Here is a 16,231-nt window from a genome sequence, read left to right as displayed (position 1 = left end):
TTTTCAGCTTAAGCAACTCAGCGACTGGCCCGAGGAAAAAATCTCGTGAATTTTATGTTTTAGTGAAAGATTTGCTTTCATTCGCGAGATTGAGAATATAAAGACTTATAAACTCAAGGTTCAAATGAAACTAATCCAACTCACTTCTCTACTGATTATTATTGCTCCCTTCGCAAAAGCGAATAAAGGTATTGTTTTCTTTGAAAAGAAAATTCGCCCTGCACTAGAAAAATACTGTTATCGCTGTCATTCCGACAAGGAAAACAAAGTCAAAGGCGGACTGGTACTCGACTCTCAACACGGCTTACTCACAGGAGGAGAAAGCGGTCCCGCCATTGTCCCTGGCGACCTTGGTAAGAGTGAACTCTGGAGTGCCATCAATTACGAAATATCTGAAATGCCCCCCAAAGAACCCATGCCCGATGCCGTGATCGCTGATTTCAAAAAGTGGATTCTCATGGGTGCCCCTGATCCGAGGAAACAAGAGAAAATCATCGTCAAAAGTTCGGTGAGTGAAAAAGATATTCGCGAAGGTCGCAATTTCTGGTCTATGCAAACACCTGAATACAAAGCATCTCAAGCTAATAGTAACGCGCAATGGAATCAAACTGAGATTGATCGCTACCTCTATCAAGGTTTTCAAGAAAACAAATTGAGTACTCCAAGCACCGCCTCAAGCCTCAACTTAGCTCGCCGACTCTATTTTGATCTCATAGGCCTCCCCCCTTCACCTGGGGAACTCACGTCTTTTCAAGAGCAATACCAACAAGATCCCGATGCCACGATTTACAAGACAGTTCAAACTCTGCTTCAAAGCCCTCACTTTGGTGAAAAATGGGGCCGCCACTGGCTAGATGTGGCTCGTTACGCTGAGTCCACTGGTCAAGGACGAAACATGACCTATCCGCATGCTTGGCGTTACCGAGATTATGTCATTGATTCTTTCAATCAAGACAAGCCCTACAATCAATTCATTCGCGAACAAATTGCTGGCGACCTCATTAAAACGGATAGTGATCAAGAATGGGCTAATAATTTAGTGGCCACTTCATTCTTAGCCATGGGCTCGAAAGCTTTACCTGAAGACGACAAACGCAAATTTAATGCCGAGATGGTTGATGAACAAATCGATTTAGTCACTCGAGGTCTCATGGGGATTTCAGTTGCCTGCGCTCGCTGTCATGACCACAAATTTGAAGCCATCCCCCAAAGCGATTACTATGCAATGGCGGGTATTTTCCAAAGTACAAAAACCTATTATGGCACCACTCCCAATGCTCAAAACCGACATCCCAGCACTCATATCAAACTCCCTGTGAGTATGGCGAAAAATGTCACCTCACCTATGAGCCCAAACGAACTCAGTCAACTTAAGTCTCAGTTAAAAAATGCTGAGGACGATATGCAGAAAGCCCGTATGGCTCGTCGGAATTCGCGAAATATGCAAAATGTCGACGCCAATCAAATTCAACGAGACATTGCTCGTTCCCAAAACAAGTATTTTGCCCTTCAAGAAAAAATCAATTCCGTCGATAGCTCTGGGCAAGCCGTAGCTTATTGCATGGGCGTTCAACCAAGTACTTTAACGAATGCTAAATTACTCGAACGAGGCGAAGTTCACCGTCCAGGACAAGAAATTAAGCGTGGCTTAGTGCAAGTCCTTGGACCTTTCGATATCACCATAAACCAAAACTCCAATGGTCGTTTAGAACTCGCCGATTGGATTACTTCAAAGGAAAACCCTCTCACAGCTCGAGTGATGGTAAACCGCATCTGGATGAAACTCATGGGTCAGGCCATCGTTAGGAGCCCCGATGATTTTGGAACTACTGGATCGGCACCCACTAACCAGCAATTATTGGATTATTTAGCCCTTAAATTCATGACCAATAATTGGTCAGTCAAAAGTATTATTAAGAGTATCGTCCTTAGCAGATCTTATCGCAGTAATTCAGAATTTAATTCAGATAACTTCAAACTCGATCCCGATAACAAACAGTTTTGGAGAATGGATAAACGACGAATTGAAGCTGAGTCCTTTAGAGATGCAATCCTTCAAATATCAGGAAAAATCAGTGTCTCACAACCCACAGGTTCTCAATTAGCCGAAAAAGGCCAAACCACCATTGGTCGAGCCAATCAATTAAACATTGATATCGGCGCCCCTTATCGCTCAGTTTACCTCCCCGTTGTTCGCGACTTCCTGCCCGACCTTTTAAAAACTTTTGATTTTCCCGAGTCGATGACAACTACGAGCCAACGCGAAGTCAACAACAATGCTGCCCAGGCGCTCTATATGTTGAACAATGACTTCGTGATCAATAGTAGCCAACTAACTGCAGAGAGGCTCATAAATCACAGCTCCGAACTCGACAAGCAAATCAAAACTGCTTTTATTATTTGTCTTGGCAGAAGCCCAGACTCAGGTGAACTCATTGGAGCTCGTCAACTCTATCAAAAATTTTATCAAAGTTCTGAAATGCGTCAGAAAAACTCAAACGATAGAAAAACTCAATCTTTAGCCGCTATCGTCCAAGCACTTTTTGCTAGTTCCGAATTCCGCTACCTCAACTAGGAGATCCATATGAATTTTAATCGTAGACAATTTTTAAACTTAGGTTCAACAGCTGCCCTCACTGGGCTTAATATAAATGCATTTTCTAGTTCACAAAGCCCACAAAAACCTCATTTTACTCCTAGAGCCAAACGTGTCATTGTCATTAACATGGGTGGCGCGACCTCTCACGTCGACACCTTTGACTACAAACCTAGCCTCATTAAAAACGCTGAAAAGCGCGGTAAATACGGCCGTAAGCTCATGCCCCCGATCAAGGAATTTAAACGCTACGGAAAAAGCGGTTTACCGCTCTCGACTCTTTTCCCTAACCTTGGTCAGCAAGCTGATGAGCTCTGCCTACTTCATGGTCATTCAACTGACCAACCCAATCACCCCCAAGCACAGACTAAAATCCACACGGGCAATGTGCAGTTCGCTCGCCCTTCACTCGGTGCGTGGGTCATGTATGGTTTGGGAAGTGAGAATAAATCAATCCCTGGGTTTATTACACTCAACCCCAATTCAGGTGCTGGTGCCCATTTTAGTAGTGCTTTCCTTCCTTCTAAATACCAAGGAACCGCCGTCGGAGGATCTATTCGTGGGAATCGTGCCTCTGGAGACCCTGCTTCATTCCCAAATATCAAAAATGAAGAATTCTCCACAAAACTTCAAAGCTCCCAACTCGATTTTATTTCAGCCCTCAATAAACGCAAGCTCCAAAAAGATAAACACAGTCCTGAAATCAATGCGGTTCAAGACTCCTATGAAATGGCTTTCCGTATGCAAAGCTCCATGCCCGCAATCTTAGACATCAGTAAAGAATCGAAAAAAACACTGGCTCTTTATGGAGTGGATAATGACCTCACTTCAAAAGTGGGACGCCAATGCCTCCTTGCTAGACGCTTTGCTGAAGCGGGTGCACGTTATATCGAGCTTGGCCATGGTGGCTGGGATCATCACTCGAACCTGAAAAATGACCTCACGGCACGTTGTAGCGAAATCGACAAGCCTATTGCAGGTTTACTCGCTGATTTAAAGCAAAGAGGACTTTTAAAAGACACCCTCGTGGTTTGGTGTACTGAATTTGGGCGTACACCTGAGTCACCTAACATGGATGGACGCGACCACAACCCCAAAGGATTCACGACTTGGATGGCTGGTGCCGGAGTCAAAGGTGGCTTCCGCTATGGCGCCACAGATGAATTTGGCTACGAAGCTGTAGCAGGCCGACTCTCTATCCACGATTGGCACGCGACCATTCTGCATATCCTTGGCTTAAACCATGAAAATTTAACCTATAAATACGCTGGTCGTGACTTCCGCCCTACCGATGTCTATGGCGATGTGGCCAAAGATATTCTATTATAAATAAACGTTTTTTTATATTTGGTGAAAGATCATTCATCTTTACTGCGATATAGCTTTTACAGACTCAAAAAAGGAACTCAAAAAATGAAAAAATTATTTATTATCACATTATCTCTCTTTTTAGCCCACAGCATGTTTGCCGAAGAAAAAAAAGAACGCAAAGGTAATAAAGGCGGTGATCGCAAAGCCGCAATGGAAAAACGCATGCAGAACATGAGTGACGAAGAAAAGGCGGCCTTCAAAGAAAAAATGAAACAACGTCGTGCCGAAATGCAAGAAAAAATGAAAGGCATGAGTGACGAAGAGAAAGAAGCCTTCATTAAAGAGCAACGTAAAAAACGCGGTGGCAAAGGCGGCATGAATGGTAAAGGAAAAGAAGAAATCAAAAAACAACTCGAAGGCATGAGTGAAGAAGAAAAGAAGGCTTTCTTTGAGCAAATGAAGAAAAAACGTGCTGAAATGCAAGCTAAAATGGAAAACATGAGCGACGAAGATAAAAAAGCCTTCATGGAAAAGAAAAAAGGTAAACGTGAAGATAATGGTGGTAAAAAGAAAAAGATTGAAGACGTAAAACCAGAGGGCATTGAACCCCAGCGTCCATAAGTCCTCCTCAACTTCAATTTTCTAATTTTAAAAGCCCTAATCGAACCACGATTAGGGCTTTTCTATTTGTCTCTATATAAATGGCCACTTACATTCAAAAAACTATTACTTGAGGAACAATGAAATTTTTATACACACTTAGCCTTTTAACTCTTATCTCATGCGGCGCTTTCGATAGCAGTAAGCATTACTTCACAGAAAACAGTGTCCTCATTGTGAAATCAAATGGTGAAGTCAGAATTGAAAACACTCTCTTTAAAGAAATTTACAGCGAGGGAACCATTACCGAACGAAATGGCCAGAACCTTACCCTTCAAATAATCTCATATAAGCCGAAAAAAGCCCCTGAAGTAAAGACTATAAAAGTTGCACTCATGCCGAAACAGGAATACCGCTACCTTAAGTAAGCACTCCACTCTTTACTCAAACACCATTTGCCTTTAGAAATTTCAAAATATTTTTTTTCACCTCCTCATCCCCAAAAGCTTTTCCACCATGACTAGCCCCTTCTAAAATATGTAATTGTGAATTTAGACCTTTACTTTGGTAGACCTCATGAAGCCGCTTGGATTGCCCAGGAAGAACAACCCGATCTTTAGATCCATGAATGATCAAAATAGGTGAATCTTTATGATCTACCTGATATGCCGCTGACGCCTTCTTGGCGAGATCTTTTTTATCTTGAATGTTTCCACCTAAAAGCTCGTAAACTACCCCTCCCTTTTTATTAACCTTTTCAGGTTGATTCTTTTCACGTAAAAGAAAATCGCTAGCTCCATAAAAATCTATAACTGCTGATACTTGTGTATTTTCCTCACTATAATCTCCAAGTTCTCCATCTAAAAAATCATCTCCTGAAGAGGTAGCCATCAAAGCCGCCAACTGTCCGCCAGCACTTGATCCGCCAACTGCAAAACGTTTTTTATCCAAGCCATATTTTACGGCATTTGCTTTCAAAAACCTTAGTGCTGCTTTACAATCGTGAATTTGCGCAGGGAACTTAGCTTCTTGGGAAAAACGATAAGAAACACTTGCAACCACATAACCATACTCCGTGAGCCACTGTAACTTACAATCCTTCTTGCTACCGCCTTTCCAGCCTCCACCGTGAATCCACATCAGCATAGGTCTATTTTCCTGCTTGCCCTTAGGAAAATAGATGTCCATTTCTAATTTTTTTTCAACTGTAATAGCAAAGGTAATATCTTTAAGGTCTTTCTGAGCAAAAAGAGAAATAGATAAGATAGCGATTAAGAAATATTTCATGGTCATCCTTTAATTGTTTTACAATGAATACGAAAAAAAATTATAAAAGTGACAAAAACTAATATAACTTAATAGCAACACAAACTAATGAAGCAGTGAGTTTTTATTATTTATTTCACCACTTTTTCACTTGCGAAGATCGCAAAAGCTCGCATTAGCTCCAAAAAAATTTTATTATTTTAAAGATTCACCGTAACGTTTGCGATTTCCGCTTATATACGAGGGCAACTAAATAAAAATACACGGAGTACCACATGAAATTCCTCGCTTTCCTTTCAATTGCTACAACTGCACTTATCACTTCCTGTACAAGTACACCGATCCCAGATAATAGTTTGTCAAAAGCCGAGGCTAAAGAAGGTTGGCAACTTCTCTTCAATGGTCAGGATATGAGCCAGTGGAGAAATTTCAAAAAACAAGATATTAATCCAAAATGGGTCGTTGAAGGAGGCACTATGAAGCTCTCGGGTGGCGGTGGTGGCGACATCATGACTAAAAAGCAGTATGAAAATTTTGATTTCCGTATGGAGTGGAAAATTTCTGAAGCGGGCAATAGCGGCATTTTTATCCTCGCCGACGAAAAGGGCAAGCGCATTTATTCTCATGCACCGGAAATTCAGATTCTCGACAATGAAAAACATAACGATCGTAAAAAACCGAATCACCGCTCAGGTTCGCTCTACGATATGATTACTTCTCCTGCTGAATCGCACAAAAAAGCCGGTGAGTGGAACCAAGTTAGAATCTTACTCAACAAGAGTCACCTACAAGTATGGCAGAACGGAATTCAAACTGTGGACATCGTCATGCACTCCGATGAATGGAAAGAACTCGTGGGTAAAAGCAAATTTAAAAACTGGAAAGGTTTTGGCATGAACAAAAAGGGACACTTAGGACTACAGGACCACAACGATGTGGTTTGGTTCAAAAACCTTAAAGTTTTGGAGTTAAAATAATATGCTGAAGCGAGCATCAAAGTTAGCTCTAGGACTTGGGCTTTGTGCGATTTCCGCACAAGCGAAACAATGGTACGAATCCTACGACTTCAGCCAAGTCTCATCACAAGTTGTCAGTCTCGGAGATGACACAATCCTGCGCGGTAAGTCCGTGTTAATGGGGCAAGGTAAAGACCAATACTCAGCTTACTACGATTCGGGCAGTATGAACTTGCGTTTTGTTGCCAAAGGTAGGATCAACTTTAACGGAACTCCTTGGAATGGTTCCCATGGTGGCAACTCAAATATTAAAAGTGAAGTCTTGCTTAATTCAGCCCCTAGTTTAGCATGGGCTTATAAGAGTTCATGGAATGACCCTCGTGACTTTGACTACGCTCCACTACCCCATCACTATGTGAAATTCCTAGGTACATATCGTCACAATGAGCAGGTGGTCTTTTCCTACACAGTTGGCGATCAGAAAAGCGCCATCTTAGAAATGCCTGCAATGAAAGACGGGGCTTTTGTGCGTCACTTCAATATTGCGGTCGCCAAAGAAGAGCTTCTGCTCAAAGTACTGGATAGCCCTGAGCCCAGCCTTCAGCTCAATACTACTTCAATGAAGCTGGAAAAAGAGGGAGCTATTCAATTCATCCGCATCCCTGCTGGTTCTAAAAACTTAAAATTCGCCATCTCATACAAAAAAGGCTCTCCAGCTCCTTCGCTAGCTGCGATGGATTTAAAAGCTTTAACTCAGGGTGGAAAAACTCGCTGGCCTCAAACCGTAAAGGCCCAAGGGAAATTGAATGACTTCGAATCCGACATCTTTGCAGTTGATCAGATCCCCATCCCTGAAAGGAATCCCTGGGGCTCGGTCATGAAATTTGGTGGCTTTGATTATTTTTCAGATGGCTCACGCGCTGCTTTCTGTACTTGGAATGGCGATGTGTGGATTGCTTCCAATCTTGACAAAGACCTCAAAAACATCGTATGGAAACGCTATGCCGCGGGCATGAATGAAACTTTAGGGCTACGCATTGTCGATGACGTGATTTACGTCAGTGGCAAGGACCAAATCACCCGCCTCCACGATTTTAATAACGATGGTGAAGCCGACTTCTACGAGAACTTCAATAACGATTGCAAAATCACCAAAAATTTTCACGAATTCACTTTTGATCTCCATACCGATGCCGCCGGCAATTTTTATGTAGCCAAAGCTGCTCCCGTTCTGCAGGGTGGTCGTGGCTTCGATAAGACTCACGATAATCATGGGGTTATTTTTAAAGTCAGCAAAGATGGACAACACTCCGAAATCTTTGCAAGTGGCCTACGCGCCCCGGGTGGCATGTCGATTAATGCCGAAGGCACGATTGCGACCACAGGTGAGAACGAAGGAACTTATGTACCGGCCTGCAAAATCAATTATCTCGAGAAAGGCGATTTTGCGGGGGTGATTCACCCCGGAAATGGCAAAAAAGAGTCTGAAGGCTACAAAAAACCTCTTTGCTTTATCCCGATGAATAGAGATAACTCTGGGGGTTCACAAATTTGGGTTCCAAAGAACTCTTGGGGCGACCTCGGTGGCAAACTTATTCATCTCTCCTATGGTCAAAGTAAAGCCTACACAACTTTCCAAGAAAAAGTCAATGGCCAAGTTCAAGGCGGAGTCGTCGCCCTTCCCATTCGCCTCATGTCTTCTGGCATGCGCATACGCTTTAATCCGAAAAATACTGACTCAGCAATTATCACTGGCTTCAAGGGTTGGCAAACAAACGCCAGCCGCATGAGCGCCATTAATCGTGTACGTTACAAGGGCAATAAAATGATCCGTCCTTTGGAAGTCAAAGCCACAACTCAAGGCCTTTATTTGACTTTTAATGAAATGCTCGACCCCGAAACCTTAAAGAATGTTAATAACTTCTCCGTTCAAAGATGGAACTATGTTTATTCAGAGCAATATGGTTCTGGTCACTTTGCGACAAATACGCCTCAAGAAGAACTCGATAAATTCAAAACAACTGAGAGTAAGCGCGTTGGACGCATTGGATTCAGCCGTAATCAGGAAGGTGAAAAAGTTTACGTCACTGCACTTAAACTCATGCGCGATGGCAAGACTGTTTTTCTCAAGTTGCACGATATGAAGCCCGTCGATAATATGAAAGTGGTCTATCAACTCAAAACGGCTAAGGGAAAGGATCTCAATTCGGAGATAATCAACACCATTTATAATCTCTCCCCCGACGACTCCCAAGTTCCCGACATGGTATCAGTCAAAGAAATGGAACTCCAAGATAAAATCAATAATTATCCTGTAGGCATAACTGTTGAGATGAAAGGGAAACACGTCTGGGAATACGATAACAAAGTCGCTCGCTTACTCAATATTCAGCTCAAAAAAGATGAGCTCCCAAGCCCCTTCCTAATGAGCGGTGCTTTCACAGCAATTTATAATGGCCACCTCATCGTCACTGAAAAAGAAAAAGTTCACTTTCAAACTGAGCTCACGGGAGCTTTGCGTTTTGAACTCAATGGCAAAGTCATTTTTGACGAAAATAAGAATGGCGAGCTGATCAAATCTTCAATGATTGAACTCGATCCCGGTGCCCATGATTTGCGCTTGAGTTTTAAGTCCGATACGGCAAAGAAGTCTTACTTCAATCTCAAATGGCAAGGCAGTAAATTCCCCCTAGAACCCATAAGCCCAAATAATTTGCGCTATAGCACAGGAGCTACGAGCGATGAATTCCAAAGTCACCGCAAAGGTCGTATGATGATTGCCGAAGCTCGCTGTATTTCCTGCCACAAAAGCGAATCAAAAGAACTCATGCCCGAGCTCGCTCAAATGGATTCCCCCTCACTCGAGAATGCGGGTGGACGTCTTCACAAAAGTTGGATGGCAGAGTGGATTGCCAACCCAAAAAACCTCAACAAGCATGCGCACATGCCCAAAGTCGTCTTGAATAAACAGGAAGCCAAAAATATTGCAGAATTTCTTGCTAGTGATATACAAGCAGACAAATCAGCGGCTTTAACTGGCAATAGTAAACGCGGGTCTGAGCTCTTTTACGATCTAGGTTGTATTTCCTGTCACACTCGCCCAGAGGAAAAAAATCAAAAGGGGGAACGCCTTCTCCTCAGCAATGTAGCTAATAAATTTAAACCCCAAGCACTCAAAGAATTTCTCATGTCACCTGAGAAGCTCTACAAATGGACCAAGATGCCCAACTTTAGCTTATCAGATGATGAAGCGATCGATCTTGCGAGCTTCCTGCTTAAACGTGCTAAGGGCCCCAAAATGGCCGAATTTAAAGCCGATGCAAAAGTCGGCCACAAACTCTTTAGAGAACGTGGCTGTATTGATTGTCACGGAGGCAAGGAATCCAGCATGCTAAGCACTATTCCCTTTGAGCAAATCAAGGGTCAACAAAAAGGATGTTTATCCAGAAAACCCAAAATCAATTTTGGTATTTCTCGAAAAGAAATGGAACCCATAAGAAAAGTCTTTGCTCAAAAAGCCCATTCACTCAAAAATCACTCCCCAAGTGAATTTGCGGAGCGTCAGTTCAAGACCCTCAATTGCAATGCCTGTCACAGCCGCGATAATGCTTCAGCTAAATGGCAGAAGTACGCCAATGAGATCAAGGACTTAAAAACCCACTACAAAGACAAGGGCCATTTAGATCAAAGTCGCCCTCAACTCACTTTTGTTGGTGAAAAGATCAAAGAAGGTACGATTAAGAAATACCTCGATGGCTCACTAGATTATGATAGTCGTGAATGGTTACTGGCCCGCATGCCGAGTTTCCCAGCAAGAGCTGAAATGATGGCCAAGAGTTTGGCTTATCAGCATGCTCAACAGGGCAAAAAAGATTCACTGAATGCTGACAAAAACATAATTGCCGTGGGCAAAAAATTGGTCGGCACCTCTGGTTTTGGCTGTATTATTTGCCATGACATTGGCAAGGAAAAAGCTATTGCGGCTTTCGAAGTTAAAGGTGTGAACCTGAAGTACACTGCCGATCGACTTGGCAAGGACTTCTATATGCGTTGGATGCTCAACCCCGCTCATATTGTACCCAACACCAAGATGCCAAAATATGCGGATGAAAAAGGTAAATCTCCCCTCCCCGACTATAACAATGATGCAGCTAAGCAATTTGAGGCTATCTTTGAGTACATCAATACACTAAAATAATTCGTACCGCGCAGCCACTGCTGCGCAATCACAAACTGGGAACGGCAAGCACTAGCTTGGCAAACTCCCATAAAAAACTGACTACTGCCAACTAAAGACTTTAACTTATGCCCAAAAACAACACAGACGAATTCGTTGAACTCATGAGTTCCTTTCAAGGACGCCTCTATGGCTTGATCCTCAGTCTCGTCGCCAATCCTGATGCGGCCAATGATATTTTGCAGGAGACCAATCTCATTCTATGGAGCAAAGCACATGAATTTGAATTGGGTACGAGTTTTAAGAGTTGGTCATTTCGCATTGCCTCATTTCAGGTCATGGCTTGGCGTCAAAAGCAAATGCGCGACCCACTCATTTTCAATAATGAAGTAATTTCACTCATGGTTCATGAACAAGCTGACCGTGAAGAAGATTATGAATTGAAGAAGTCACGTTTAGAAAAGTGCATAGCCAAACTCCCTGACCGTCAGAAAGAATTAATCACCAAACGCTACCGCTTGGGAACAAGCATTGTACAAATTGCCGAAGAGCTCAAGAATTCAGCCAACACCATTCGACAAACACTTTTTCGTGCTCGAACCAACCTCTCGCAATGCGTTAAATCCTTAGATGAGGACTCCGCATGAATAAGGAGCGGATTATTGAACTGAGTAATCAAATGCTGAATCGTGAGATTACTGGTGAAGAAAAACAAGAACTCGGAAAGCATCTTGAATCCTCTAGCCAAGCGCGCCAAGTTTATTATGAGCTCTGTGAAACCCATGCTTTACTCAAGGATTATCATCAAAACTTCGAATTACCACAAAATACTGACCTTCCAAAATCACAATCCAACAAAGGCGCTTTTCGATACTTGCTTTGGGCCACGAGCCTCGCGGCAATCTCCCTCTTTGTTTTCACTCTCATTCAAAGCCAAAGCCAAGTTCCTCAAATTGAAGCTGAGACCCTTAGTCAGGCCCCATACCGAGGTACTATCCTAGCTAAATTAGATAGAAGCATTGGCAGTCAATTTACTTATGGTAACCAAAATGGTCAACAACCCAAGGTTGGCGAACAAGTCGCTCAAGGACTCTACACTCTTGAGCAGGGCATAATCCAACTCAACTACCAAAATGGCGCTCAAGCTATCATTGAAGCTCCCGCCCATTTCTCTCTTGATTCTGATTTATTGATCACCTGCTCTCAGGGAAAAATCTCAGCTTTTGTGCCTCCAGAAGCCAAAAACTTTACTATTCGTACTGCTGTCGCTGACGTCGTCGACTTGGGCACTGAGTTCTCTGTTTGGGTTGTAGAAAATGAGTTTGTTGAAACCCATGTCTATAAAGGCTTAATTGATGTTAGGTTAACGGCCACTCAAGAAGAGAGATCAAGAGAATTAAAAGCTCAAGAAGCTGTTCGTATCATCTTCGAAAAAGATGAAAGACAAGTTGTTCAAAACATTTCCATCAATGATATAGATTTAAAAAATGATTTTTTCATTCGCAATCTTCAGGAACCCGACAATGATTATTCAAAGTACATATCTCAACTAGGCCCTGTGGCCTACTTCCCTATGGAAATGAGTAAAGATGGCTCAACTCTTAGCGATTGGTCAACTTATAAAAACGATGCCTCGGCCAATCGAATTGCTCATAAAAACAACTTACTCGTTCGAGGGAAATCTGGTAATGCTTTACACCTCTCGGGAGCTAACCATAAAGGCTTTCTTTATGTCCCTGACTATCCAAAGAGCCCATTAGGAGAAATTACTGTATCTGCATGGGTTTACGCAAAAAGTCGACCTAGTTGGGCGACAATCGTCAAAAACTGGGGCATGCGAGAATGGGGGCAATTCCATTTTGGCCTTAATCAAACTGGTTTTCTCGATGTCGAAGTCATGGATAAAGATGGTCAGAAAATTCATATAAAAGAAAAAGACAAATTCCCTACTGGTTCCTGGCAACATGTCGCCTTTGTTCACACGGGCTCTGAAGTCCGCCTCTACAGAAACGGGAAACTCATGGCTTCTGAACAAGTCAACGGCCTCAACACCCAAGGTAAATTAAAATCATTGGGTATCGGAACCAAAATTTCGGATCAAGATCATGGTTTTGATCGCAAAGTACCTGGCCACTGGGATGGTAGCCTAGATGAAATAGCTATATTTAACCAAATTCTAAGCGAGGAAGAGATCCTCAAGCTTTACGAATTAGGTCTATAGTTTTTATCAAATCTACTCATTTACTCAATACTTCTATACAAAAAAAACTCCTCAAATTGAGGAGTTTAAAGTAAAACTATTTAATCGTTTACTTTTCAGGCATTGCAGAAGAGTGGTGCTCTATAATCTTCCAGTCCTGACCATTCCAACGGTAAACGTAAGTAAAACGTGCAGTTACTGCAGAACCATCTTCAAATGTAAAAGTGTAAACACCAGAATTGATAGCAATATCGCCGAAAGTACGAACGTTACCCTCATCGATTTTACCAACTGGTTTTTTAGCAAGAAAAGTTACAAAATAATCTGCAATTTCGTCGTGATTGTGACGAACTTTGTTTGAAACTGTGGGGAGTAAAATAGCGTTATATTCATAAAGTTCAGCAACTTTATTTGGGTCACCTGTCTGTAGTGCCTTATTCCAAACGTCAAAAAGTGCTGTAATTTCTTTTTCCATGTTTGTCTTCTCCTAATTTATGGATGTTTATTAGCGTCCAAGCTCATTAAAACCCGAGTTAAAAACTCAGGCTTTTTATTTCTCATACTTGATCGCTGCAACTATACCTCAAAGTGGCTCAGTTCAAAGTTTAAATAAGCCACTTTTTAACCATTTTATTAGGGAGTGAAAGAGTCTGTTCTAAAGGGACGTGCAGGCAAGTCTGCTTCATTCACTAAATTCACTGCTGGCATTGCTGCATAAGCATAGCGAACATAGAGGGGTTTCTTCACTTCAGCGTTACTGAGAACGACTTTCTCTCCAACAATTTCAGCCTTAGCTAACTTCCAACTTTTGCTATCATCGCAAATCCAAAATGCTTTAATAGCTTCGCCATCTTTAGCTTTCATCCCCTTAGAGTTATCAAAACTCAGTTCAATTTTTGAACCGTTCACTTGCTGCGATTTAAACACCGGGCCTTCAGCCACAATATTTTCTTTTAAGACATCGCGACGCGCCAACAATGCCAAGCGTTCGCCAATGGGAGCTTTATCCTTAGGGTGAATATTCTTCACATCACCTAAATCAATTGTCGTTGCCACTGAAGTGTGGTCGAGTTCTAAAACTTTCATTTGCGATTCACGCATCAAAGCCCACGTTTGCGCATCAGGTGATTCTATTGTCGTCCCTTTGGTAAAGTTACGACCAAACCCAGGAAGCATCACAGCCATTAACTGAAGATTTTCATTGTCCCACTCTTGACGGTAACGCTGAAACCACATGGGAAGAGTTTGGCCATATTGCAACATCGCCTCGACGCTCTTCGTATTTGCCTCGCCCTGATACCAAACGACTCCTCTGAGTGAATAAGGGATCAAAGGGTGCATCATCGCATTGTATAATAAGTTTGGACGTGTTCTCAGAAAGATATTGTCTTTGCCAGACATTTTTTTCTTTGCTAAAATCTCCGCAACCTTATCTTTGTCATTCGCACGGCAATCTTCGAGCTCTTTTTTAAAGTGAGGCAATTTCTCTGCCATATCCATTGGCATCCAACCTTCAACTGATGAGCTGCCCCAAGAAGCCTGAATAATACCTATTGGGCAAATAATAGATTTTTGAAGATTCACGGCAAAAGCCGCTGCTACAGCACTACCTGGTGCAGCTTCGACCCAAGAACCCTGGCAATAATCTTCCTCTTGGTATGAAACCGTATTATTAACTTTAAAAGTGCGAATATTTTTCGCATTCACCGCCATCTTCTTGATTTCGGGAATGCCGCCCCAGCCCATCTGCATATTCGATTGCCCAGAGCAAATCCAAACTTCACCAAGAACCGCATTTTTAATCAGTTTTTTCTCAGACCCCGCAGTCACTTTAATTTCAAAAGCGCTACTCGCTTTTAATGCGGGAAGCTTAATCATCCATTTACCCAATTCTGAAACCTTTACAGAGGCATTTTGCCCAGCTACCTGCACGTCAACTTTTTTATTAGCTGGAGCTTCGCCCCAAATTACAAATTCTTGATCTCTTTGCACCACCATATTGTCTTGAAAGAGCGAAGCTAAACGCAAATCGCCTGCAAAAAGTGAAAGTGAAAAGAAAAATAAAGCTAAATAAATTTTCATATCTTATATGTCCTGTGTAGTTAAAGTGCTTAAACTATTTATGACCGCCGATCCCCAATAGTAACAGCTAATCACAAAATATTCTTAAATTCAAGGCAAATTATTCTTTTCGCCACAGCCATTCCATAGCCTCAGGTAAAATAGTCCCTCCGTGTAATCCACTATGGCCCCCATTTCCAAACACGAATTTATAATCGTACTTAGCAAAGGCTAAAGATTTTGCCATTTGTTGATTCGCAAGAGGCCAATTTCCAAATTGATTATCTAAATCACGGGCACCTCCCTGTAGAAAGACGCGAATGGGCTTAGCTGGATTAGAGCGAATCATCGCTGGATATACATGACCACCGCGAATATTAGTGAAACTACCGATACAGCTCAAAATTTTACGAAAGTAATCGGGTCGTTCCCACGCAGCTGTCCATGCACATATCCCGCCAGAGCTTAGTCCCGCAAGGGCTCTTTTCTCGGGATCCTCAGTGAGCTTATAAGTCTTACTTATTTCGGGTATAATTTCCTCTATTAGGAAACGGGCATATTTATCTCCGAGACTATCGTATTCCACACTGCGATTTTCTGGTTTTGGCCGCCATCCTCGATTTTTAGGTAACTCGCTGCCTAGATAAGCTGGGTCTATAAAAATTGCGATCATCACAGGAATGCGTTTTTGATGAATGAGGTTATCTAAAACAGTCGGCGTTCTAAAATGCCCTTTCTCTTTCAAAAATGCATGTCCGTCCTGAAAAACCATCAAGGCGGTGGCTTCACCCTTGTATTGTTCTGGAACGTATACCGAATACCTTCTAATTGTATTGGGGTAAATCTTGCTCGTACTAAAAACGAAGTCGTGAATTTTGCCTTGTGGCACTCCTTCTTGTCGAGATGAATCGGGTCCATATTTATATTCTGAATCGGCAGATATTACCGTAAAACTAAATATGGTGATCATGAGCATGGCGATTAACTTCATCGAAAGACCTCTAATTATTGGCAGTTTTTGTCTTTCCACCATAGTTCAACCTTGGAAAAATGTCTTTTCTTTC

Annotated in this window: 12 protein-coding genes; 8 read left to right on the top strand and 4 right to left on the bottom strand. The window is 42.3% G+C overall.

Annotated features, from left to right (window positions below; translation table 11 throughout):
- Positions 1 to 124: 124 nt before the first annotated feature.
- From LNTAR_RS10495 to LNTAR_RS10480, 4 genes are all read left to right on the top strand, one after another.
- Positions 125 to 2,575 carry a PSD1 and planctomycete cytochrome C domain-containing protein gene (locus tag LNTAR_RS10495; protein ID WP_007278675.1) on the top strand — a complete coding sequence of 817 codons (2,451 nt, stop codon included), beginning with the start codon at positions 125 to 127 and terminating at the stop codon, positions 2,573 to 2,575.
- Positions 2,576 to 2,584: 9 nt separating this feature from the next.
- Complete coding sequence (locus LNTAR_RS10490) at positions 2,585 to 3,925, top strand: DUF1501 domain-containing protein (protein WP_007278674.1); 1,341 nt, start codon at positions 2,585 to 2,587, stop codon at positions 3,923 to 3,925.
- Between the two features lie 84 nt (positions 3,926 to 4,009).
- The gene (locus LNTAR_RS10485; RefSeq protein ID WP_007278673.1) at positions 4,010 to 4,528 is read left to right on the top strand and encodes a hypothetical protein; all 519 of its coding nucleotides are present in this window, start codon (positions 4,010 to 4,012) and stop codon (positions 4,526 to 4,528) included.
- 119 nt (positions 4,529 to 4,647) lie between these two features.
- Positions 4,648 to 4,935, top strand: a complete 288-nt coding sequence (locus tag LNTAR_RS10480) for a hypothetical protein (protein ID WP_007278672.1) — start codon at positions 4,648 to 4,650, stop codon at positions 4,933 to 4,935.
- A 16-nt stretch (positions 4,936 to 4,951) separates the two neighbouring features.
- Here LNTAR_RS10480 and LNTAR_RS10475 read toward each other — a convergent pair whose 3' ends face one another.
- Positions 4,952 to 5,794, bottom strand: coding sequence for an alpha/beta hydrolase (locus LNTAR_RS10475; protein ID WP_007278671.1), 843 nt, complete (start codon positions 5,792 to 5,794; stop codon positions 4,952 to 4,954).
- Positions 5,795 to 6,048: 254 nt separating this feature from the next.
- Between LNTAR_RS10475 and LNTAR_RS10470 the strand changes: the two genes are divergently transcribed.
- The 4 genes from LNTAR_RS10470 (at position 6,049) to LNTAR_RS10455 (ending at position 13,127) form a co-directional block, all read left to right on the top strand.
- Complete coding sequence (locus tag LNTAR_RS10470) at positions 6,049 to 6,750, top strand: 3-keto-disaccharide hydrolase (RefSeq protein WP_007278670.1); 702 nt, start codon at positions 6,049 to 6,051, stop codon at positions 6,748 to 6,750.
- Between the two features lies 1 nt (position 6,751).
- Complete coding sequence (locus tag LNTAR_RS10465) at positions 6,752 to 10,927, top strand: cytochrome c (RefSeq protein WP_007278669.1); 4,176 nt, start codon at positions 6,752 to 6,754, stop codon at positions 10,925 to 10,927.
- A 107-nt stretch (positions 10,928 to 11,034) separates the two neighbouring features.
- Complete coding sequence (locus LNTAR_RS10460; RefSeq protein WP_007278668.1) at positions 11,035 to 11,553, top strand: sigma-70 family RNA polymerase sigma factor; 519 nt, start codon at positions 11,035 to 11,037, stop codon at positions 11,551 to 11,553.
- Positions 11,550 to 13,127 carry a LamG domain-containing protein gene (locus tag LNTAR_RS10455; RefSeq protein WP_007278667.1) on the top strand — a complete coding sequence of 526 codons (1,578 nt, stop codon included), beginning with the start codon at positions 11,550 to 11,552 and terminating at the stop codon, positions 13,125 to 13,127. Before LNTAR_RS10460 ends, LNTAR_RS10455 begins: the two co-directional genes overlap by 4 nt.
- Positions 13,128 to 13,215: 88 nt before the next feature.
- On the opposite strand, the gene LNTAR_RS10450 is transcribed toward LNTAR_RS10455, so the two are convergent.
- The 3 genes from LNTAR_RS10450 to LNTAR_RS10440 all read right to left on the bottom strand — a co-directional run bounded on the left by LNTAR_RS10450 (position 13,216) and on the right by LNTAR_RS10440 (position 16,200).
- Positions 13,216 to 13,581, bottom strand: a complete 366-nt coding sequence (locus LNTAR_RS10450; protein WP_007278666.1) for an SgcJ/EcaC family oxidoreductase — start codon at positions 13,579 to 13,581, stop codon at positions 13,216 to 13,218.
- Between the two features lie 158 nt (positions 13,582 to 13,739).
- Complete coding sequence (locus LNTAR_RS10445; RefSeq protein ID WP_007278665.1) at positions 13,740 to 15,188, bottom strand: sialate O-acetylesterase; 1,449 nt, start codon at positions 15,186 to 15,188, stop codon at positions 13,740 to 13,742.
- 100 nt (positions 15,189 to 15,288) lie between these two features.
- A complete protein-coding gene (locus LNTAR_RS10440; protein ID WP_007278664.1) occupies positions 15,289 to 16,200 on the bottom strand; it encodes an alpha/beta hydrolase in 912 nt (303 codons plus the stop codon).
- Between the last annotated feature and the right edge of the window lie 31 nt (positions 16,201 to 16,231).

The sequence above is a fragment of the Lentisphaera araneosa HTCC2155 genome (assembly GCF_000170755.1).
In the GTDB taxonomy this organism is placed as follows: domain Bacteria; phylum Verrucomicrobiota; class Lentisphaeria; order Lentisphaerales; family Lentisphaeraceae; genus Lentisphaera; species Lentisphaera araneosa.
The sequence above is the reverse complement of the archived record's forward strand: the minus strand, read 5'-3'. Positions and strand labels throughout refer to the sequence as shown.

What these genes read in the sequence shown, in the direction of transcription:
- LNTAR_RS10495 (WP_007278675.1), top strand. Translation starts at nt 125, where the DNA reads ATGAAACTAATCCAACTCACTTCTCTACTGATTATTATTGCTCCCTTC.
- LNTAR_RS10490 (WP_007278674.1), top strand. Translation starts at nt 2,585, where the DNA reads ATGAATTTTAATCGTAGACAATTTTTAAACTTAGGTTCAACAGCTGCC.
- LNTAR_RS10485 (WP_007278673.1), top strand. Translation starts at nt 4,010, where the DNA reads ATGAAAAAATTATTTATTATCACATTATCTCTCTTTTTAGCCCACAGC.
- LNTAR_RS10480 (WP_007278672.1), top strand. Translation starts at nt 4,648, where the DNA reads ATGAAATTTTTATACACACTTAGCCTTTTAACTCTTATCTCATGCGGC.
- LNTAR_RS10475 (WP_007278671.1), bottom strand. Translation starts at nt 5,794, where the DNA reads ATGAAATATTTCTTAATCGCTATCTTATCTATTTCTCTTTTTGCTCAG.
- LNTAR_RS10470 (WP_007278670.1), top strand. Translation starts at nt 6,049, where the DNA reads ATGAAATTCCTCGCTTTCCTTTCAATTGCTACAACTGCACTTATCACT.
- LNTAR_RS10465 (WP_007278669.1), top strand. Translation starts at nt 6,752, where the DNA reads ATGCTGAAGCGAGCATCAAAGTTAGCTCTAGGACTTGGGCTTTGTGCG.
- LNTAR_RS10460 (WP_007278668.1), top strand. Translation starts at nt 11,035, where the DNA reads ATGCCCAAAAACAACACAGACGAATTCGTTGAACTCATGAGTTCCTTT.
- LNTAR_RS10455 (WP_007278667.1), top strand. Translation starts at nt 11,550, where the DNA reads ATGAATAAGGAGCGGATTATTGAACTGAGTAATCAAATGCTGAATCGT.
- LNTAR_RS10450 (WP_007278666.1), bottom strand. Translation starts at nt 13,581, where the DNA reads ATGGAAAAAGAAATTACAGCACTTTTTGACGTTTGGAATAAGGCACTA.
- LNTAR_RS10445 (WP_007278665.1), bottom strand. Translation starts at nt 15,188, where the DNA reads ATGAAAATTTATTTAGCTTTATTTTTCTTTTCACTTTCACTTTTTGCA.
- LNTAR_RS10440 (WP_007278664.1), bottom strand. Translation starts at nt 16,200, where the DNA reads ATGGTGGAAAGACAAAAACTGCCAATAATTAGAGGTCTTTCGATGAAG.